Source organism: Streptomyces krungchingensis (genome assembly GCF_054729265.1).
Genome location: NZ_JBPUKY010000001.1, coordinates 7,013,333 through 7,033,357 on the forward strand (window position 1 = coordinate 7,013,333; position 20,025 = coordinate 7,033,357).

A 20,025-nucleotide genomic window follows, 5' to 3' on the forward strand; every position below is an offset into this window, starting at 1 on the left:
GTCTCAGAACCCGAGCACCGCCTTCATCACCGCCTTGGCGATCGGCCCCGCGTTCCCGCCGCCGCTGATCTCCCCGCGGTCGGCGGCCGCGTCCTCGACGACGACCGCGACGGCCACCGCCGGCTCCAGCGAGCCCTCGGCCTGCGCCCAGGAGATGAACCAGGCGTACGGCACCCCGGAGTTGCCGATCCCGTGCTGGGCGGTGCCGGTCTTGCCGCCGACGGTGGCGCCGGGGATGGCGGCGTTCCTGCCGGTGCCCTCGCGCACGACGTCGGTCATCAGCTCGCGCATCTGCCGCGCGGTCGCCGGGCTCATCGCCTGGTGGAGGGTCCGCTGCCCGGTCGTGGCGATCGTGCGGCCCCCCTGTGTGGTCGTCCGCTCCACCAGGTACGGCGCCTTGACGGAGCCGCCGCCCGCGACGGCCGACGAGATCATCGCCATCTGGAGGGGAGTCGCCCGGGTGTCGAACTGCCCGATGGAGGAGAGCGCCAGCTGCGCCCTGTCGAGCGTGAGGTCGAAGTTGCTCGGCGAGACGGAGAACGGGATCTTCAGCTTCCGGTCGTTGAAGCCGAAGTCCGTCGCCGTGCGCGTCATGTCGCCGAGGCCGATGTCCACTCCCAGCTTCGCGAAGACCGAGTTGCAGGACCATTCGAAGGCGTACCGCACGGAGGCGTTCTGGCAGCCGTCGACCTCATTGGTGAGCGAGGTCGTCGTGCCGGGGAGCCGGTAGGGGTCGGGCGACTCGGTCGGCGCGTCGAGGTCCCTCACCACGCCCGCGTCCAGCGCCGCGGCTGCGGTCACCACCTTGAACGTGGACCCGGGCGGATAGGTCTGCCGGATCGCCCGGTTGAGCATCGGCTTGCTCGGCGCGTCGTTCAGCCGGTTCCAGGCCCGCGTCGCCGCCGGTCCCGTCCCGGACAGCTCCGCGGGGTCGTACGACGGCGTGGACACCAGCGCGAGGATCTTCCCCGTGGCCGGCTCGACCGCGGCGACCGCGCCCCGGCGCCCGGCGAGCCCGTCGTACGCCGCCCGTTGCGCCGCCGAGTTCAGGGTGGTGACGATCTTCCCGCCGGGGTTCTGGGCGCGGGTGACGTCGTTCCACAGGGGGAGCGGGGCGAGCATCGGGTCGGTGCCGGAGAGGATCTCGTCTCCCGCGTTCTCCAGGAACGTCGTCCCGTACAGCTGGGAGGCGAAGCCGGTGACGGGCGCGTACAACGGGCCGTCCGTGTACGTCCGTTCGTAGCGCAGCTGCTCGCCCGTGTCCGCGGAACCGGTGATCGTCCTGCCGTCGACGAGGATGTCCCCGCGCGGCTGCTCGTAGCGTGCGATCGCCTGACGGCGGTTCGCCACGTTGTCGTCGTAGGACGAGGCCAGGAAGACCTGGACGCGGGCGGCGTTCACGAGGAGCGCGACGAGCAGCACGGCACACAGTCCGGCGGCCCGGCGGATGTACTTGGTCATGGCGCGACCTCCCGGCCGTTCACGGCGCCGCCGTCCCGTCGTACTGGCTGCGGGCCACGTCGCTGATCCGGATCAGCAGCGCCACGATGATCCAGTTGGTGACGACCGAGGAGCCGCCCTGCGCGAGGAAGGGCATCGCCATCCCGGTCAGCGGGATCAGGCCGGTCACCCCGCCCGCGATCACGAACACCTGGAGCGCGACGATCGACGCCAGGCCGATCGCGAGGAGCCGCCCGAACGGGTCGCGCAGCGCGAGGCCCGCCCGGTAGCCGCGCTCCACGAGCAGGGCGTAGAGCAGGAAGATCGCCGACAGGCCGGCCAGCCCCAGCTCCTCGCCCGCGGTCGCCAGGATGAAGTCCGACTTGGCGGCGAAGCCGATCAGGATGGAGTGGCCGAGCCCCAGACCGGTACCGGTCACCCCTCCGGCGGCGAACGAGAAGAGGGACTGGGCGAGTTGGTTGGGCCCCTGGCCCGCCTCGATCGAGGCGAAGGGGTGCATCCAGTCCTGCACCCGGCCGTGCACATGCGGTTCGAGGCGGCCGACGGCCATCGCGCCGGCGCAGGCCAGCAGCAGCCCGACGGCGATCCAGCCGGTGCGGCCGGTGGCGACGTACAGCAGGATCACGAACAGTCCGAAGAACAGCAGGGACGTCCCCAGGTCCCGCTCCAGCACCAGCACGCCGACGCTCAGCAGCCAGATCGCGACGATCGGTCCGAGCACCCGGCCGGTCGGCAGCTGGAGCCGCTCGAACCGCCAGATCCGGCGGCCGGCGTAGGCGAGCGCGTTGCGGTTGGCGGCGAGGTATCCGGCGAAGAACACCGCCAGCAGCACCTTCGCGAACTCGCCCGGCTGGATGGAGAATCCGGCGATCCTGATCCAGATGCGGGCGCCGTTCACCGCCGGGAAGAAGATCGGCAGCGTCAGCAGGCCCAGCGCGGCGACCACGGAGACGTACGTGTACCGCTGGAGCACCCGGTGGTCGCGCAGGAAGAGCACGGCCGCGATGAAGAACGCGACGCCCAGCGTCGACCAGATCAGCTGGATGGGGGCGGCCTGGTCGGCCGGGGTGTCGAGGTCGAGCCGGTAGATGAGGACCAGTCCGAGACCGTTGAGGAGGACGGCGATGGGGAGCAGCAGCGGATCGGCGTACGGCGCCCGGAACCGCACGGCCACGTGCGCGAGGAGGGCGAGCACGCCGAGCCCGGCGCCGTATCCGGCGGCGCCGGGCGGGACGGTGCCGTTCCGTGCGAGACCCACGGCGCAGTAGCCGCACACGCAGAGCAGGACGGCTACGACGATGAGGGTGAACTCGATGCCACGGCGCCGGGGCAGGCGTACGGCCGGGGCGGGCGGGTCCGCCACCACGGTCGTTCCGGGCAGTCCGGGCTGGATCATGTCCGGAACGTAGCAAGCGGTGAACCTGATGTCCCGTTATGTAGTGATAAACGGGCTGTTCCGGTGTACCTCACGGGGTGCGATCCCGGTGAGGTACACCGGTGAGCCGGACCTCAGCACCACGGGGGCGTGACGCCGAAGGTCTCGATGGAACGGGCCGGAGCCCAGGACCAGGTGCCGTCGGCGAGCAGGTACCAGAGCGTGTCGCCGTCGACCGGCTCGCCATTGGTCCTGCAGAAGATCCCGACCGGCTCGCCGTGCCGGGCGATACGGATCAGCCGCCCGCCGCGGAACGGGTCGCTGCGCAGCGCCAGCCCGCGAGGGGCGTCGACCCTGCCCCGGGTCACGAACCCCGCGTCGATGCCGCTGAACCCGAAGCCGAACTCGTCGTCGAAGCCGATGCTGCGCCCGATGCCCGTGTCGAAGTCGGCACCGGCCTCCAGGCTGCCGGCGACGTCGAGCCCCGAGACCGTCGCCTCGTCGGCGAGAGCGGGGCCGGCTCCGGCGAGGGCGAAGAGGCTCGCGGCGGCGACCGCTATGCCGAGCCTGCTGCACGTGGACCGCAGGAACATGGGGGACTCCTCCGAGTAGGCGCGGATCTGACTTATCGCCACATTAGGAGCGGAGTCGGGCGCACGCAGGTCACGCTGAGCCATCGGGGACCGGGAGCGGCCCGGGCTGCTCCGTACGGTCGTCCGCCGGGCCCGGCACGGGTGCGGCACTCAGACGGGACCGGACTGAGGGAGCATCAGCGTCGCGACCGCGCCGCCGTCGGGCGCGTTGGCGAACAGCAGCCGGGCGCCCAGCACCTCGGACTGGCCCAACGCGATCGTCAGCCCGAGCCCGTGTCCCTTCGCCCCGCCCTCCGTGCGGAAGCGCTGCGGCCCGTGGTCCACCAGGTAGTCCGGATAGCCCTCGCCGTGGTCCCGCACCGTGACGACCGGCCCGTCGACCGTCAGCACCACCGGGCCCGCGCCGTGGTTGTGCGCGTTCACCACGAGATTGCCGAGCACCCGCTCCAGCCGCCGCCGGTCGGTCTCCACCCGCGCGTCCCGTACGACCCTGACCTCGGTGTCCGTCCCGGACGCGCGCACCACCCGCTCGGCCAACGGGGCGAGCTGCTCCGAGTCCAGGTCGAGGCGTTCGCTGCGCGCGTCCAGACGGGAGATCTCCAGCAGGTCCTCGGTCAGCGTGCGCAGTGCCGCCACCCGGTCGCGCACCAGCTCCGTCGGCCGTCCCGGCGGCAGCAGTTCGGCCGCCGCGTGCAGCCCGGTCAGCGGGGTGCGCAGTTCGTGCGCCACGTCGGCGGTGAAGCGCTGCTCGCTCAGCAGCTTGCTCTGGAGCGACGACGCCATGGTGTCGAGGGCCCCCGCGACGGCGGCCACCTCGTCCTGCGGGCGCGTGGGGTCCTGCGCGCACGGGTCGTTGACGCGGGCGTCCAGATCACCCGCGCTGATCCGCCGCGCCACCAGGGCCGTCGCGTGCAGCCGTCGCGTCACCCGCGTCACCGCGAACGCGCCCACCAGCAGCGTCGCGCCGATCGCCAGCGCCGACGACCACACGATCGACCGGTCCAGGGTCTCGATGGTGTGGGCGCCCTGCGCGTAGTCGTACTGGACGGCGAGCGCGCGTCCCCCGTCCGCGGGCCCGGCCGCCCACATGGTGGGGTGTGCGGCCCGGTCGGCGACCATCGTGCCGCGCTTGCCGCCCGCCGCCAGCGCGCGCAGGGTGACCGGCAGTCCGGGCGGGTCGACGCCCGCGCCGGGCGGCAGCCGGTCGCCCGCCTCGTACGCGGCCGTCACGTCGTCGAGCCGGTCGAGCGCGCGCCCGCGTGCCTCGCCGACCGTCTGGTTGGTCACCGAGACGTGCACGAGGATCCCGAGGAGCGCGGCCAGTCCGCAGCAGATCACCGTGATGAAGGCGGCTGCCTTCCAGGTGAGGGTGGCGGTCCAGCGCGGCAGCCGCAGGAGGGGCCGCCTCATGAGGCCCTCGCGGACGGTACGGGCGTGCGTGCCGACCCGGACGGCGAGGACGACGGCGCCGACGCGGACGGCGGGGCCGGAGGCGCGGCGGACGGCGTGGGGGTGGCTGAGCGTGTGGGAGTGGCTGAGGGCGTAGTGATGACGGTCCCGGAGGGAGGCCCGACGCGGAGGATCTCGTCGCGCGTCGCGAGCATCGCGTTCTGGTGCGGATCCCAGCTCCAGACCGTGCGGAACTCGTAGCCCGGCAGCGTCGACGGCGAGCGGATGATCACCTCGCGGCCCGCGAGCTCCACGCTGACCACCCTGTCCGAGGTCCCCATCACCTGCACCAGCCTGTGGTCCAGGAACGTGTAGACGCGCACCGCGAGCTGGTCCGCGGGGAAGCGGATGCCGAGCACCATGTCGTCCTTGCCGTCGCCGGTCAGATCGCGGTAGTACGCCTGCAGGACCGGGCACTTCTCGCCGGTCGCGCCCTTCTTGCCGCAGTCCTTCAGCCGGTCGGCCGTCTGCGCGTACGCCGCGTGCGGACCGTTGTACTCGGCCGGGTGCGCGGCGACCTCCGCGCGCACCACGGCGAGCGGGTCCACCTTGTGGATGTCGTCGCCGGGCGCCGTGATCCCCTTGACCGTCTCGGTGTCGGCCTCCCCGTAGTCGATGGCGGGCGTGGAGGCCGGCGGCAGCTCGGGCCACAGCCGGGTCGGGCCGACGGCGGTGGGCGTCGCGCCCGCGCCGCGCAGGTCACCGGAGTCGCCGCAGCCGGCCGCTGCCGCCACCAGCAGGGCGGTCGCGGCGGCGGCACCGAGGGCCGTGCGCGCACGGCGGCTGTGGATCACTGCACTCCCGCGTCCGGGCCACCCCGGCCCGCAGGCGCTCCGGCACGGGGTCGGCATGGAGAACGATGTCGTCGAAGCGGTGACCGTCCGCGGCCGGTTCGCGACGGGTGTGCGGACACGGCGCGGAGAGATCGATCGCCGTATACACCTTATTCGTATGGAAGTCCTTTTTGTTCACTCGCGGGGTCGCGCCCGCCGTCCCGCGGGCCGTGCCCGCCGAGCTCTGCCGGGCCGCTCCCGCCGAGTCCTGACGGGTCGCGCCCGTCCTCCCGCGGGCCGCACCCGTCCTCCCGCGGACTGTGCCCGCTGCCCTGCGGGCCGCGCGCTCCTGCCAGGCGGTGTGCCCGTCCGGTGGCGGCATCGGGTTCACCCTCCCGGCCGGGCCACGCGCGATCCCCGAGGGTGCCCCGTGGGTGCGGTCGCGTGCGAGCCTCCCGCCGGCTCACGGCTCCGCGAGCTCCTCCAGGAGCCGGGCGGTGGCGAGCCCGGCGCGCAGGTACTCCTCGAAGAGCTCGTTGTGCAGTGCCCAGGGCGAGCGCCGGCTCCGTATCAGACGGATCGCCTCGTCGGTGGTGTGCCCGGCCAGGACGAGCGCGTGCGCCACGACCAGTCCCGAACGGTTGTAACCGTGGTAGCAGCGGACCAGGACCCGGCGCCCCGCCTCCAGCGCATCGTCCGCCGCCTGCGCGAGCCGGATCACGCCCGCCAGCTGCGTACCGTCGAGGGGGCCGTCCGGAATCGGCCATACATGGTGCTCCACCCCCGGGTCCGGCCCGTGCCCCGGCAGTCGCAGCAGCGTGAGCACAAGGTCGAACTCGTCGTGCACGACGGCGAATTCCGGCTGCCCGGCGCGGCCCGCGAACGCGTGCCCGCCCATCCACAGGCCGGGCACGATCTCGCTCCACGGGCTGTCCGGAGCCGGTACATCGGGTTGTGTCCTGCGGGTCCGCAACGGCGCCTCCCACCCAACTCCCCAGCTGTCCACAAAGGTATCCGGGTTCTTGCCCCTGGAGCACCCCGCCTGTTCCCATGGTCAAGGGGTGATGGTGCATGAAGGGACTGCGCGTCGTACCGACCTGGCGGCACGGTCAGGAGCGGCTGTACGTGTGCCTGACGGACGGCAGGAACGTCGCCTGGTACGACCGCGAGACGGCCCGGGTCAACCTGCTCAGCGAGGACCGACGCGAGGACGTGCTCGACGCGCTCGGCCCGTTTTTGTCCGGCCCCGTGACCGTGGGCCCGCCGCCCGTCCCGACCCCGGCCGAACTGGCCCGGCTGACCCTCCACCCCGACGACGACCTCGCGCCCAACCGGCCCGGCGAGGCCCTGGTGGTCGCCCTCGACCGCGACCCCGGCCCGCCACGCCGCCTGCGGCCCGACCCGCGGCGCCGCGCGCTCGCCGCCGAGCAGACGGTCGGCGAGGCCCTGGACCGCATGGAGGGCGCGGGGTGGCACACCCTCCACTCCGTGCCCCTGCCCGGCGGCGAACGCATCCACCACCTGGTCGTCGGCCCGGCCGGCATCTTCGCCGTGCACACCCTCTACGCGCGCAAACAGCGCGTCCTCGTCACCGACCCCATGGTCACCGTCGGCCGCCACGAACCGCGTCCGCTGCTGCGCCGGCTCCGCGCGGACGCCGACCGCGCCGCGTACGCGCTGACCGCCGAGGTCCACCCCGTGCTGGCCGTGGCGGGCCCCGCCACCCTGGACGTCGTGGCACCACCGCGGGAGATCCGCATCCTCCTGGACACCGACCTGCCGAACCTGGCCCGCCTCGGCGGCGTCCTGAAGCCGGCCGACGTCGAGGCCCTCCACGCCATGGCCCGCGACCGCCACACATGGCTGCGCGTCTAGGGCAGCGAGGGCGAGGAGCCGTCCCGGGCCGTGCGAGGCACCACCCCGGGCCATGCGAAAGCGCCGCCCACGGCCATGCGAGGCGCCACCCCGGGCCGTCACGGCAGGGCGGCCGCCCGCCCCGCCTCAAACAGGGGCGCCAGCAGATCCCCGTACCGCTCCAGCCTCGGCACGACGTCCGGAGCGAGGAAGGCGAGCTGTGACGCCCGCGTGCAGGACGCGACCTCGTCCCACGTCACCGGCGTGGACACGGTGGGCTCGGGCCGCGCCCGCAGCGTGTACGGCGTCGCCGTGGTCTTGCGCGCCGCGTTCTGGCTGAAGTCGACGAACACCTTCCCCGGCCGCAGGTTCTTCGTCATACGGTGCGTGACCCGCCCCGGCATCGCCCGCTCGGCCTCGACGGCGAGTCCCTTCGCGTACGCGCTGACGTCCTCGGACGGCGTCGGCGCGACCGGGGCGAGCAGATGCAGCCCCTTCGCCCCGGACGTCTTCGCGTACGCCTCGATCCCGTCCGCGCCCAGCCGCTCCCGCAGCCACAGGGCCACCTCGCAGCACTCGACCACCGTCGCCGGCGCCCCCGGGTCCAGGTCGAGGACCAGCCGGTCGGCGATCCCGGGCGTGCCGATGGTCCACTGCGGCGTGTGGAACTCGGTCACCAGGTTCGCCGCCCACATCAGGGAGGCGAGGTCCTGGACCAGGACCATGCGGGCGGGCCCCTCGATGCGCGGCACCTCGGCGGTCGTGACCCAGCCGGGCGTACCCGGCGGCACGTTCTTGGTGAAGAAGACCTGTCCCTCGGGCCCGTCCGGATAGCGCAGGAAGGACACCGGCCGGTCGCGCAGGTGCGGGAGCAGGGCGTCCGCCACCGTCGCGCAGTAGTGCAGCACCTCGCCCTTGGTGAAGCCGGTGGCGGGATAGAGGACCTTCTCCAGGTTGCTGAGCGCGAGCCTTCGCCCCTCCACCTCCGTGATCGGCGTCATACGATGAGAATCCCACGAAACCGGCTGATATCGGATATCGATCGGAAGGATGCCGCACGTGCGATCCATCTGGAACGGCGCCATCTCCTTCGGCCTGGTCAGCATCCCCATCAAGCTCGTGAACGCCACGGAGAGCCACTCGATCTCCTTCCGCCAGATCCACACCGACGACGGCGGCAGGATCCGCTACCGCAAGGTCTGCGAACTGGAGGACCGCGAGGTCACGACCCCGGAGATCGGCAAGGCGTACGAGGACGCCGACGGCACGCTCATCCCGATCACGGACGAGGACCTGGCCTCGCTGCCGATCCCCACCGCCCGCACCATCGAGATCGTCGCCTTCGTGCCGGCCGACCGGATCGACCCGCTCCAGATGGACACCGCGTACTACCTCTCCGCCAACGGCGTGCCCGCCGCCAAGCCCTACACCCTGCTGCGCGAGGCCCTGAAGCGCAGCAACAAGGTCGCCATCGCCAAGTTCGCCCTGCGCGGGCGCGAGCGGCTGGGCATGCTGCGGGTCGTCGACGACGTCATCGCCATGCACGGCCTGCTCTGGCCGGACGAGATCCGCGCCACGGACGAGGTCGCCCCGGACACCGGCGTCACCGTCCGCGAGCAGGAACTGGACCTCGCCGACGCGCTGATGGACACCCTCGGCGAGGTCGACCTCGACGACCTGCACGACGACTACCGCGAGGCCGTCGAGGAACTCATCACCGCCAAGGCGTCCGGCGCGGAGACGCCCAGCGTGCCCGAGCGCGAGGCGGGCGGCGGCAAGGTGCTGGACCTGATGGCCGCGCTGGAGAAGAGCGTGCGCGCGGCCAAGGAGTCGAGAGGCGAGGCGGCGGGCGGGGAAGCGGGCGGGGAGCAAGCGGGCGCGGCGGAAGAGGGCGGGGTGCAAGAGGGCGGGGAGGCGGAGGTCACCCCGCTCCCGGCCCGCCGCAAGCCCGCCCGTACGGCCCCCAAGGAGGTCGGCGGCAAGAAGTCCACGTCGACGAAGCGGACGGCGGCCAGGAAGACCACGGCCCAGAAGTCGGCGGCGCACAAGTCGACGGCCCAGAAGACGGCCGGCCAGAGGACGGCGTCCGGCACGGCGTCCAAGAGCACGGCCAAGAGCACGTCCAAGACCGCCAAGAGCACCGGCAAGGAGGCGACGGCCAAGAAGACCGCCGCCAAGAAGACGGCCGCGAAGAAGACGACGGGGCGCAAGCGGGCTTCCGCCTGAGGGCGGGGTCGGTGACCTCGGCGGACGCGCCGCGGATGGAGCTGCTCGGAGACCGGCCTTGGGCTGCCGAGGCCCAGTGGAGACCGTTGCCACGGGGCCCGTTCCAGAGGCCCGGGGCACTTGCTCCCGTGGCCCGGCGGGCCGGAGCGTGAGCCTCTCCGGAGCGACCGGCCCCGTATGCCGGAGGACCCGTCCTCGCAGGTGGGCGCCCCATGCGCCCGAGCGCCCGCCCTCGTAGACGGGTCCGAGGGGTTCGAAAGGGCCGATGGATCCAGCGGGACCGGCGGGCCCCGGGGTCAGGCCGTACGGCGCAGGGCCAGTACCGCGTTGTGGCCGCCGAACCCGAAGGAGTTGCTGAGCGCCAGGTCACCGAGGGCCGGAAGGGCGCGCGGAGCCTTGGTCACCACGTCCAGTTCGATGGCGTCGTCCTGCTCCTCGCAGCCGATGGTCGGCGGGATCAGGCCGTGATGGAGCGTGAGCACGGTGGCCACCGCCTCCACCCCGCCCGCCGCGCCCTGGAGATGACCGAGGTGCCCCTTGAGCGCGGTCACCGGGACGTCCCCGCCCAGTACGGCACGCAGGGCGCTCGCCTCGGCGAGGTCGCCGTCGGTGGTGGCGGTGGCATGGGCGTTGACGTGCACGACGTCCACCGCGTGGGCGCCCGCGTCCCGCACCGCCCGGCGCAGCGCGAGCGCGACACCACTGCCCGAAGGGTCCGGCGCCGCCATGTGGTGGGCGTCGGCCGACAGCCCCCAGCCGGCGGCCTCGCAGTAGATCCGCGCGCCCCGGGCCCGCGCGTGCTCCTCGGACTCGAGCAGCAGGAAGCCCGCACCCTCGCCGTTGACGAAGCCGTCACGGTCCTTGGCGAAGGGCCGCGAGGGGCTGGTGGCGCCGAGCTCATGGGTGGACAGGGCGCGCATCGCCGCGAACGAGGCCATGATCGCCGGGGTGACCACGGCCTCCGCGCCGCCGGCCAGGGCCACGTCGACGTGCCCGTACCGGATGCGGTCGATGGCCTGCCCGATGGCCTCGGTGCCGGACGCGCACGCGCTGGTCACCGTGCGGGCCTCGCCCGTGATCCGCAGCGCGAGCGACACCTGGGACGCGGCCTGCGAGGGCACCGTCATCGGCGTGGTCAGCGGTGACACGGCACGCGGTCCCTTGTCGCGGAGCTTGCGGTCGCCGCCGACCAGCACGGAGGCGTCGCCGAGAATGGCGCCGACGCTCACCCCGACCCGCTCGGGGTCCAGCCCGCTCTCGGCCGTGCCGGCCACGTCGAACCCGGCGTTCTGCCAGGCCTCGCGCGCGGCGAGCACCGCCAGCTGGGCGGCGCGGTTCATCCGCCGTGCCTGCGGCCGCGGCAGCAGCCCGGCCGGGTCGACGGGGACGCTGCCCGCCACCCGTACGGGCAGTTCGGCGAACTCCTCGCCCTCCAGCTCCCGTATCCCGCAGCGGCCTTCCACCAGCCCCTGCCAGAGCTCCTCGACGCCGATGCCGAGCGGCGTGACGGCCCCCAGGCCGGTGACGACGACCCGCCGGGGCGCGAGGCCCCCGCCCGCCGCGTCACGCCGCGGCCGGGGGAAATGCCGTACGACACAACCGTCCTGGGCCGCGGCGTCGAGGCGCTCGCGCAGCACGACGTCCGCCACCGGCTCCTCGGCCCGGCTCTCCAGGTCCCGGTGCCAACGGCCCCACCGGCGGGTGTACGACTCCTCGACGGCCTGGGGATCGACGGTGCGCAGCGAGGTGACGCGATCGCCGTCACGGAACTCCACCTCGGTGAGATCGGCCGACGTGATCCGCGGAATTCCGGAGACGTCCATGCGACGGCAGGCCACCGTCACCCGGTGCCCGCGCTCGAGCACCTGATCGTGATCGATTCCCCCGAGGGGCGGCCGCAGCGTGAGCCTGATGGTGTTCGGGTTTTCCGGAAGTGTGTGCATGACCACGTGCCATGTGTCCTCCGCCACCTCTTGTTCCGAGAGGGCGAGGAGATCACCGGGAATCACTTCGGCGACGGTGACGGCGTGGGGCTGTACGGGGACGTCGGACGAATCGCGCATGGCGGAGCCTTCGGTGCATGGGGGGAATGTCGGCATCAACTGTCGACGATGATTCGCCAGTTGCCTAGGTTTCCGTGCCCGGTAGTGCGCAAGGTCACGAATGCCGCGTACTCAATTCCCGTACCGCCAGGGATGGCGAAGTACCGCACGGAATATGCCACTGACATATGTTGACGCGGGCTGCAATTCCCCACCTGCCCGCAGATCCGACGGAAAGAGAATTACCACCGCAGTAAACGGCAGCGACATCTCACCGTCCACCCAGCAAACACCCTGTCATTTCCGTTCCCCGAAACCGTACTTGGAGCCTATCGGGAGAAGCCCACGCCCTGCGCCAGCGCCACCCGCCCTGAATAGTTCGCGGTGTTGGTCGCCCGGCGCATGTACGCGCGCCAGGTGTCGGAGCCGGACTCACGGCCGCCACCGGTCTCCTTCTCACCGCCGAACGCGCCCCCGATCTCGGCGCCCGACGTGCCGATGTTCACGTTGACGATGCCGCAGTCAGCGCCGCCCGCCGCGAGGAACCGCTCGGCCTCGCCCTGGTCGCCGGTGAAGATTCCCGACGACAGCCCCTGCGGTACGTCGTTGTGCGGCGCGATCGCCTCGTCGAGATCGCGGTACGTGAGGACGTACAGGACCGGCGCGAAGGTCTCCTCCCGCACCACGGGGGTCTGCGCCGGCATGCGCACGAGAGCGGGACCGACGTAGTAGGCACCCGGCGCCTCCTGCGCGAGCCGCCGCTCGCCGCCCGCGCACACGGTGCCGCCCTCCTCGACCGCGCGACCGAGGGCGGACGCATCCGGTCGTACGCCGTCTCGCCGATCAACGGCCCGACGAGCGTCGCCCCGTCGAACGGGTCACCGACCGGGAGCCGGCCGTAGGCGGCGCCGAGCCGCTCCACGACGGTGTCGGCGACGACCTCGTGCACGATCACACCTCGACGGCCCGGTCGACATCCGCGGGGGAGTTCCCGCGCAGCCCGAACAGCTCCGCACCGGTCACCGGCGTACGCGCAACCAAGCCATCGCCTTTGACCGCGGAGACCTCCACCCCACAACGCGCCAGGGCGCCCGCCGCCAGGGCCCGGATGTCATCGCTGCCGCTGATCACTGGCGCCATGGCGACTCCTCGTCCGTCGGTGTCCCTCGGTGTCCTTTGGTGCCCTCGATCGAACGTGCCTGGAACCGGTGCGCGTCAACTCGCGTGGATTCTCACCGGTTTCGCCTTGGTGACGCCCGGGGGCGCGTGGGGAGAGGTCCAGGTGAAGGTGGGACGGCTCGGGTTGCTGCTCTGGGGCGCCGGGGCTCTTGTGCTTGCGGGCAGGGGCGTGGTCGCGCCACCCTCACCGCCTCGTGTAAGAACGGCTCCGGAGCACAATCGGAGTTCGGCTTGTGAATCGGCTCTGATCAGCGGGTTCCTTGATCCCAGGAGGCGTCCGGTGCCCTCGTGTATCGCAGGTAGTGCGAAGTCGGATGTGGCCTCCGGCTCCTGCGCCCATTGAGAGGTCGGCTCCGCCGACGGGCTGCAACACCTGCCCGGGGGTTGCAGCCGTCTGTGAAGGGACAGCCCGGACAGCTGTCCATCGGGCTGTCCGGGGTATCCGTGCAGTTCAGGGCCATAACCGGTCAGTCGGACACCTGGGACACCCCTGTTCGGAGTCGCGGTGCGCGTCCGATCAAGCGCCATCGATTCGGTCGAGCAGAGCCTGAGCCTCGACTGTGCGGCGATGGTCCGGGCCGAATGAGGCCAGACAGGCATCGTGAGCATCCGCGGCCTGAAGGCGAGCTTCGGTGCCGCGGCGCAGTCCCAGGAGGGCGGTGGCTACCGCCAGTTCGATGGCGCCGGTCTCTTGGCGGCTCTCTGCCGCGGGCAGGCTACGGCGCAGCTCAAGGGCGCGCTCCGCCTCGGCGAGGGCCTCCTCGTGGCGGGCTTGGCCGTTGAGGCTGCGTGCCAGGTTGAGCCGCAATGACAGTGTCAGCCGGTCCGGTTCAGGATGGGCGCCCAGGGCCTCGCGGGCGCGTGCCTCGGCCTCCGGGTGGCGCTCCTGCGCGCTGAGAGCGAAGACCAGCCCGTTGCTGGCGGCCCTTGCTACGTTTTGCAGCTCCCCTGTACCGCGGCTCGCGATCTGAGCGACGGCCGCGCACTCTGCCGCACACTCGGCGTACCGACCGAGCGAGGCCAGTGTCTGGGCGCGGTCGGAGCGCAGTTTCAGGGTCTGCCAGTGATCAGCTCCGAAAGTCTTTCCGACGGCCGGCAGCACTTCGTCGTAGATGGCGAGAGCGTCGGCGTGGCGGCCCTGGGCGCCCGTCGCGTTAGCGGTGATGCTCAGTGCCAGCGGTGCGTACGTGTCAGCGAGTGGCAGCGACCGGGCCACGGCGCGGGCCTCGGTCACCGCCTCTGCGTAGCGCCCGGCCCTGTACAGGGCCATGGCCCGCGACACAGGGGGTTCAGTCGTCCGCTTGGCGCGCGATCGGAAGAGTCTCATGGCCGGAGGATATGGATATTGCGCCTGGTGTTCGACCAAGGAGCGGGAATCGTCGGCAGCACCGGATGGGCCAACTGGGGTGCGCGGCGGCCACCTAGCGTGCTCAGCCGACTGAGTTCGCTACTGCGGCAGGGATCCGGGCTTCTCTTGTCCAACCGTGCGCAGACGTGCCTGATGCTTCGGGACTTGCAAGGCGCGGACGCGCTCAGAAGACGCTTGGCCCTTGCGACGCTTGTTGGAGCGCGCGCCGGGCAACTCGCCAGACCTCCGAGCACGCTACGGATTCCACGTCAGGGGACTCGCAACAGGCCATGCTGCTACACGGGTCTGAGGTGCCTGCTGATGCTGTGCATAGGCGCGGCGTCAGCGCTTGACCTCCCGCAATAGGCTGATGCTTCGCGAGCTTGAGCGCCGTATCAGCAGCGGTGCTGAGCGCTCCTGTCGCCGGTGACGACACGTTGTGGCGCGGTCGTACCTGGTCATGCGGCACATCAAGCGTCGGCACACCCAAACGAGGCCTAGCGCACGTGCGTTTCCCTCAGCCGGCCGACACGGTTCCGGAGAGCATGCTCATGACGCGCTCACTGATGGCGCTGACCTGCATGTTCTCCCACGAATGCGCCCACAGCGATGAGACTCACGCGCTGCTCACGCGCAGCATTCCGCCGGACAGTAGGACAGTTGCGGCTACGGTGTTGTATCCCTTCGTTCAGACCAGGGGTTAGGCCGTGCAGTCGGACACCAGGGACGCCCAACTGCGGCCCAGTTTGTGAGCCGCAGCACGATGGTTGTCACATAGGCACGATGGTTGTCACCGACGGTGTTGTGGGCGATTGAGCCTGAGCGCGACAGGTCGACGACTGTGATCATCCGTGTCCGGCCTCCTGGATCACGTCACCTCGTGCCCGGCAGCGCGGACACCTGAGCCCGGCCGGCCGCAACCATTTCCGCGCCTCGCGGGTCACACCTGTGAAGCACGGCGGGCCGGGACCTCCCGGCGCACGGGGAAGGTTTCGGTCGGATGGCACGACGATCACGGGTACGCGCGGTCGCAACGGCGGCGGCGGGCGCGGTGGCGCTGGTGGCGGGGGTGTTCGGCACGGGTCCGGCCCGCGCCGACACGGCGGACGCCGCACGAGAGATGACGGTCCGGTTCGCCGAGCACGAGCTCTTCATCGGGACGGAGCCGGCGAGCGTGAACCTGTCCTACCGGTGGAAGGTGGCCGGCGGGGGCACGGCACACCACGTCCACCTGACCGTCGACCTGTCCGGAGTGGCCGACTTCGCCGAGCCGGCACCGTCGGAGCACTGCGAGGGCAACCTCTGCACGCTGGACCTGGCGTCCGCCACCTCGGACTTCCACGCCATCACGCTGGTGCCGAAGCCCGGTGCGGCCGTCGGCAGCAGCGGCACCGTGACCGTCTCCGGCACGGCGTCGGACGCCACCGTCACCGGCGACCACCTCACCCTGACCAACGGCAAGACGCAGCTGAAGGTGAGCGCGTCCGCCGAGCAGCTGCACCAGGTGCCGGGCGACACGCTGACCTTTCCGCTCGACGTGTGGAACAACGGCCAACTCCCGGCGGCCAAGGGGGTGCAGCTGCGGATCGACACCACGGCCGGGCTGCACCTCCAGGGCTCCTGGGCCAACTGCCGCGACGTGCCCGCGGGCGACCGCGGGGGGCACATCGTGCGCGAGACCCTGTGCGACTTCCCCACCCCGGTGGAGCCCGGCCGGCAGTACGCGCTGTCGTCGCCGCTGCGCGTCAAGGTCGGCGACGAGGCCCTGCGCGACAAGATCTTCTACGAATTCACCCCGCTGACCGGCGCCGCCCCGGCGAACGGCCCCGGAACCCCGCTGACCCTGGTCCCGAAGGGCGCGATGCCGTCCGACGGGAACATCGACCCGTACTTCACCACCTACGTCAACAGCGTCAACCACGCCGACTTCGCCGTCACCGGGGACACCGTCACCGGGCGGCGCGGCGGTCACGCCACGCTGCACGCCACGGTGATCGACCGGGGGCCGGCGGTGGTGCAAGACCTCCTCGACGACGACATCTTCCTCCCGGTCCTCGTCAAGCTGCCGCCGGGCACGAAGGCCACGAAGATCCCGGACAACTGCCAGCCGCCGCCCACGGACGACGGGTCGGACCCCGGCCCCCGGATGGGCCGGTCCACCTACCAGTGCTACTTCGGCGACCCCGCCCCGGGGGACAGACACGTCCTGTCGTTCACCGTCGCCATCGGCCCCCGTACCCCGGCCGTCTCCACGGGCCAGGTCCGCACGCTGGAGATCATGAAGGGGCTCGACCCCGAAGCCTCCAACGACAGCGCGGCGCTGACCCTGCGGCTGGCGCAGGGCGGCTCCGCGGGCGGCGGCACGGCCGGCGGGTCGGGGGGCGGCGGTACGCCCGGCGGGTCCGGCTCCGGCGGCGCGGCCGGAGCGTCCGGCTCCGTTTCGGGCGGCCCTTCCGCAGGGTCCGGACCGCTGGCCGACACCGGATTCGGCGGCGGCTGGATCGTCTGGGCGGCCGGCGCGCTGTTGCTGACCGGTGGTGCGGCCGTAGCGCTCTCCCGACGGTCCCGCGGCTGGAACTGACACGTCGTCCGGGGGTCCGGAGGGGCCCCGGACGGGTCAGGGACGGAAGCTGTCGGTGATGGTCGCAGCAGCAGGCCGCGCCCACGACGTCATGCTCTACGCCGACCCAATGCAGCCCGGCACCGGGATCGGGGCTGTGGTCCCCGAGGGCTGGAGCGCGCTCGGCTTCACATCGCCCGGAGCTGGCCTCACTCAGTTCCCGGGGGTCCCCCTGGTCAGGGTCTTGCACCCTTGTGCGGGGGTGCCGCCCTTTCGGGCATGGCCTGCGGGGGCTGTCAAGCTACGTCGCTGACCAGGCAATTTGACGTTCGCTGGCGTTGGTTGCCGTTGAGCCCGCGGGAAGCCGTTGTGCGCCCGTTTGCCCTCCAGATGCGGCGTCCTGGCTGGAGGGTTCAGCGAGGTTCGCTCTTGTACGGATGCTGCGGTCCGGCAGGGCGAGGTGAACGACTCCGGAGGCCGATGAGGCTTGTGGGATTGCTACTGGTCACAGCGCCGGTCCGGCTTACTCGTTGCCCTCTTGTCCACAGGTGGTCCGCGCTACTGTGACGCCACGCAGCCTGCAGTGACCAGACTGGGAATACGCTGGCGGCAGGTACTCGCACGGCCGCTGATCTCCGCCCTGGCTAGTCAACTAGGTTTTCCTCAAACCATTCCCAGCTGGCGTAATCACTATCGACTGGACGAATGGCAGTGAAGAGCCGCCCTTCGAGGTGGGCTGCGATTACGCCGTTATCTTCTCTGTTCATCTCGTCACGGCTCAGCTGAGTTGTTGGCAGCTGTTCAGCCAAAATGCCTACAAAAATTTCATGGGTCGGTGTGCCCAGCGAATCTGCGGGCTTCCACTCTCCGCGGACGCTCACGCCCCGCAGGGTTCGGCTTGGCGGAGGTGCCGTTTCGTAAAGTTTCTTCACCGTAGCCTGCAATTCCGTCCTTGTTCGCTCGATTGCTCCTGCGATGGCGACCGGAGGCGCGGCGAACATCCGTGCTTGCTCCAGGTCTTCCTCACGGTTCATTGGCTGGGTGTCACGCCGCGACCGGTGCTCTGCAGTGCGAATATACCAGCGCTTACGTCCGGGCTCCTGAAGCCAATCGAGGTTAACGCGTAATGAAGCGCCATGACGATCGTCGATCCATGGTACGAAGATGTCGGCAGCGACCCCCGACCGGCTAATCCAGACCCAACTCATGAAGTAAGGATGGTCTTGCTTGTTAACGGACCATTCTGCGAGTTGAAGCAGACGGTTCTTCTGCTGACTATCTGGGTTGTCTGGGAATATTTTCTTCTTCGCTGTGCGGTGGCGACCGCGAGCCTCCCCAGCGATCGGCCCGCCCGGCGCGTGGAACAGTAGGTCCGGCCTGACGCCGGCGCTCCCGTACCTTGGAACAAGGTGGCCGGGAAGGACGTCAAAGCTGTGCAGTGCTCCGGATCTGTTCCTCCACCTAAACAACGCCTTGCTACTGGCCGTCATTACGCCTAGCCCCGAACACTCGCTGACGAGACGCCGGATATGCAGAGAGCTGGCACGAAAGGCAGGGTAGTCGACCGTGAGGGGGCTATGGGCGCCTCTACCTGCTAGGTAGCTAGTTAGAATCCGGGCCTCGTGTTCGATCACTCGGTGGTCGACTACCTTGTAACTATCGCACGCTAGGGCGTTGATGTGTACGAGTCGAGCGAGATCGACGGGCAAGGATCCCCTGCCAATTTCTTCGGCCTCAACCTCGGCCCCGTCTGCTCCAGGAATCACCCCAAAGCGCCAAAGCCTTGCCTGAACAGTATTCATGACCCACTCCTCTGGCTGGACCGTGTGCCTGCGTGCGAGGTTCGCGAGATGGCGTAGAGACGTGTGAGCACCGGTCTTTGGTCACCGTGACAGTGTTGAAGGTTCCGGGGGCCGATCGCCCCTTGTGGAGCCTCGCTGGTCAGCGAAGTAAGTACCCGGGATGGGTCGGAACTCGTCCACAACTGGCCCGCTAGCTGGCAGGGCTTGCCTTGCTGAATCTGCTTCAGAAAAGCCATTGAAGGGACGGGGCCCCGTCACCAAGTAGAGGTAGTCATGCTGTGATGCTCTTTGACCGCGTCTCGATCAAGAACGGCGTCCGTTGGAAGGTGCATTCGGCTGCCCTGCAATGCCTTATACGTTGGATGGCCGAAGAGGCTTGGGGCGATACACGCCTCGAGGTCGGTACTGAAGGTCAGTAGACCGCTGTCGAAGAGACGATGGATGTCGGCCCTCAACAATAGTCCTTCCTCAACTCGATGCCGCTCAGTGCTGGCGAATGGCCTTATATGTGCAGCTTCAAGAGCTTCTGCTGGGGTAGGTCCAGTGACGGCACATATCATCCCGTATTGGCGAACGAGAGCTCTACGGAATGCATTTTGACCATGCCTAGCGGCCATTGTCGTGCGTCGGCGACCGCCGGGCAGTTCCATTGGATGTTGGCGGTTTGGTTTCGCTGGGCCCTGCTGAGGCGGGAGGCGGACACCACGTGCAGCAATGGCAGCCAGGGTTCGTTCCACGTCCATCGCCTTGATCGATTGCTGATCGGACCGGCTCAGACTGAGTTCAGCCAGCTGAATCTTGTCGAGGCAACCCTCCAAGGGCTGCCACGACCCTCCATAGTGAGCCCGGAAGGTGGTAACCCGTATGAGTTCTTCCTCTGGCTGGTCGAATTTGGTGCCACACGGGCTACACCGGAAGCGAGGCTTCTCCGTGGTCCGCACTTTGAAGTTAGTACTCCGGCAGGTTGGACAGCGACTCCGTAGTTTTTCCTGATGCGGTACTGTCTCCAGCTCCTCGATGTAGCCGATGCCCAGGGCCTCGTGGCTGTTCCGGACGACCACCAAGTCGCCAGACTTCACCCGTCGGTGGTTGCCTACGGTGGAGTCGTAGCTGTAGCACTCCTCGGCTATGTCCTCGTAGCCGTCGTTTCCTTGGAATTGTCGCTCCTCACCAGCGACGAGGAAGGACCAAGCCTTACCACCTGCGACATCCGTCAAGACGTACACCCCCATTCGCGGCGCGATCATAGGTGCTCTTAGCTCGGGAAGCTCGACTGATCTAGGGAGAGTTGGGCGTGTGACCTATGGGGGAGCGGCTCCCCGCACAATCCGACACACACTGCACGGTCCGCTCATTCCAGCGC

General features: G+C 70.2%; 15 protein-coding genes and 1 pseudogene. 3 read left to right on the forward strand and 13 right to left on the reverse strand.

The features are described 5' to 3' along the window. Window positions 1-3 precede the first annotated feature (3 nt). From ACSYGO_RS30885 to ACSYGO_RS30910, 6 genes are all read right to left on the reverse strand, one after another. Complete coding sequence (locus ACSYGO_RS30885; protein WP_432174540.1) at window positions 4-1,461, reverse strand: penicillin-binding transpeptidase domain-containing protein; 1,458 nt, start codon at window positions 1,459-1,461, stop codon at window positions 4-6. Between the two features lie 19 nt (window positions 1,462-1,480). Beyond that, window positions 1,481-2,857 carry an FtsW/RodA/SpoVE family cell cycle protein gene (locus tag ACSYGO_RS30890; protein ID WP_345650391.1) on the reverse strand — a complete coding sequence of 459 codons (1,377 nt, stop codon included), beginning with the start codon at window positions 2,855-2,857 and terminating at the stop codon, window positions 1,481-1,483. A 113-nt stretch (window positions 2,858-2,970) separates the two neighbouring features. After that, window positions 2,971-3,471, reverse strand: coding sequence for an SH3 domain-containing protein (locus tag ACSYGO_RS30895; protein WP_426679676.1), 501 nt, complete (start codon window positions 3,469-3,471; stop codon window positions 2,971-2,973). Between the two features lie 108 nt (window positions 3,472-3,579). Continuing rightward, a complete protein-coding gene (locus ACSYGO_RS30900; protein WP_426679675.1) occupies window positions 3,580-4,839 on the reverse strand; it encodes an ATP-binding protein in 1,260 nt (419 codons plus the stop codon). Beyond that, window positions 4,836-5,672, reverse strand: coding sequence for a hypothetical protein (locus ACSYGO_RS30905; protein ID WP_460388406.1), 837 nt, complete (start codon window positions 5,670-5,672; stop codon window positions 4,836-4,838). Before ACSYGO_RS30905 ends, ACSYGO_RS30900 begins: the two co-directional genes overlap by 4 nt. Window positions 5,673-6,114: 442 nt before the next feature. Beyond that, entirely contained in the window at window positions 6,115-6,624 is a 510-nt protein-coding gene (locus tag ACSYGO_RS30910; protein WP_426679673.1) for a protein-tyrosine phosphatase family protein, read from the reverse strand. A gap of 98 nt (window positions 6,625-6,722) precedes the next feature. Here ACSYGO_RS30910 and ACSYGO_RS30915 point away from each other — a divergent pair, with 98 nt between their 5' ends. Next, window positions 6,723-7,526, forward strand: a complete 804-nt coding sequence (locus ACSYGO_RS30915; RefSeq protein WP_460388407.1) for a nuclease-related domain-containing protein — start codon at window positions 6,723-6,725, stop codon at window positions 7,524-7,526. 98 nt (window positions 7,527-7,624) lie between these two features. On the opposite strand, the gene ligD is transcribed toward ACSYGO_RS30915, so the two are convergent. Further along, a complete protein-coding gene (gene ligD, locus ACSYGO_RS30920) occupies window positions 7,625-8,506 on the reverse strand; it encodes a non-homologous end-joining DNA ligase (protein ID WP_426679671.1) in 882 nt (293 codons plus the stop codon). A 58-nt stretch (window positions 8,507-8,564) separates the two neighbouring features. Between ligD and ku the strand changes: the two genes are divergently transcribed. Next, the gene (gene ku / locus ACSYGO_RS30925) at window positions 8,565-9,731 is read left to right on the forward strand and encodes a non-homologous end joining protein Ku (RefSeq protein ID WP_460388409.1); all 1,167 of its coding nucleotides are present in this window, start codon (window positions 8,565-8,567) and stop codon (window positions 9,729-9,731) included. A gap of 296 nt (window positions 9,732-10,027) precedes the next feature. On the opposite strand, the gene ACSYGO_RS30930 is transcribed toward ku, so the two are convergent. The 4 genes and pseudogenes from ACSYGO_RS30930 to ACSYGO_RS30945 all read right to left on the reverse strand — a co-directional run bounded on the left by ACSYGO_RS30930 (window position 10,028) and on the right by ACSYGO_RS30945 (window position 14,186). Then, window positions 10,028-11,794, reverse strand: a complete 1,767-nt coding sequence (locus tag ACSYGO_RS30930) for a beta-ketoacyl-[acyl-carrier-protein] synthase family protein (protein WP_460388411.1) — start codon at window positions 11,792-11,794, stop codon at window positions 10,028-10,030. Between the two features lie 308 nt (window positions 11,795-12,102). Next, window positions 12,103-12,734, reverse strand: a pseudogene (locus ACSYGO_RS30935) (aldehyde dehydrogenase family protein); the annotation flags it as partial. After that, window positions 12,725-12,913 carry a hypothetical protein gene (locus tag ACSYGO_RS30940; protein WP_432187733.1) on the reverse strand — a complete coding sequence of 63 codons (189 nt, stop codon included), beginning with the start codon at window positions 12,911-12,913 and terminating at the stop codon, window positions 12,725-12,727. The gene ACSYGO_RS30940 and the pseudogene ACSYGO_RS30935, both read right to left, overlap by 10 nt. 556 nt (window positions 12,914-13,469) lie before the next feature. Continuing rightward, window positions 13,470-14,186, reverse strand: coding sequence for a tetratricopeptide repeat protein (locus ACSYGO_RS30945; RefSeq protein ID WP_432187666.1), 717 nt, complete (start codon window positions 14,184-14,186; stop codon window positions 13,470-13,472). Between the two features lie 1,114 nt (window positions 14,187-15,300). Between ACSYGO_RS30945 and ACSYGO_RS30950 the strand changes: the two genes are divergently transcribed. Continuing rightward, a complete protein-coding gene (locus tag ACSYGO_RS30950) occupies window positions 15,301-16,881 on the forward strand; it encodes a COG1470 family protein (protein WP_460388412.1) in 1,581 nt (526 codons plus the stop codon). 623 nt (window positions 16,882-17,504) lie between these two features. On the opposite strand, the gene ACSYGO_RS30955 is transcribed toward ACSYGO_RS30950, so the two are convergent. Both ACSYGO_RS30955 and ACSYGO_RS30960 read right to left on the reverse strand, forming a co-directional pair. Further along, window positions 17,505-18,068, reverse strand: a complete 564-nt coding sequence (locus ACSYGO_RS30955) for a hypothetical protein (protein ID WP_460388414.1) — start codon at window positions 18,066-18,068, stop codon at window positions 17,505-17,507. Window positions 18,069-18,916: 848 nt separating this feature from the next. After that, window positions 18,917-19,894 (reverse strand): HNH endonuclease, encoded by a 978-nt coding sequence (locus ACSYGO_RS30960; RefSeq protein ID WP_460388416.1) that lies wholly within the window; start codon window positions 19,892-19,894, stop codon window positions 18,917-18,919. Between the last annotated feature and the right edge of the window lie 131 nt (window positions 19,895-20,025).

Coding starts and splice junctions, on each gene's coding strand:
- ACSYGO_RS30940 (WP_432187733.1), bottom strand. CDS start 12,913: ATGGCGCCAGTGATCAGCGGCAGCGATGACATCCGGGCCCTGGCGGCG.
- ACSYGO_RS30885 (WP_432174540.1), bottom strand. CDS start 1,461: ATGACCAAGTACATCCGCCGGGCCGCCGGACTGTGTGCCGTGCTGCTC.
- ACSYGO_RS30950 (WP_460388412.1), top strand. CDS start 15,301: ATGGCACGACGATCACGGGTACGCGCGGTCGCAACGGCGGCGGCGGGC.
- ACSYGO_RS30890 (WP_345650391.1), bottom strand. CDS start 2,857: ATGATCCAGCCCGGACTGCCCGGAACGACCGTGGTGGCGGACCCGCCC.
- ligD (WP_426679671.1), bottom strand. CDS start 8,506: ATGACGCCGATCACGGAGGTGGAGGGGCGAAGGCTCGCGCTCAGCAAC.
- ACSYGO_RS30960 (WP_460388416.1), bottom strand. CDS start 19,894: ATGGGGGTGTACGTCTTGACGGATGTCGCAGGTGGTAAGGCTTGGTCC.
- ACSYGO_RS30930 (WP_460388411.1), bottom strand. CDS start 11,794: ATGCGCGATTCGTCCGACGTCCCCGTACAGCCCCACGCCGTCACCGTC.
- ACSYGO_RS30955 (WP_460388414.1), bottom strand. CDS start 18,068: ATGAGTTGGGTCTGGATTAGCCGGTCGGGGGTCGCTGCCGACATCTTC.
- ACSYGO_RS30900 (WP_426679675.1), bottom strand. CDS start 4,839: ATGAGGCGGCCCCTCCTGCGGCTGCCGCGCTGGACCGCCACCCTCACC.
- ACSYGO_RS30915 (WP_460388407.1), top strand. CDS start 6,723: ATGAAGGGACTGCGCGTCGTACCGACCTGGCGGCACGGTCAGGAGCGG.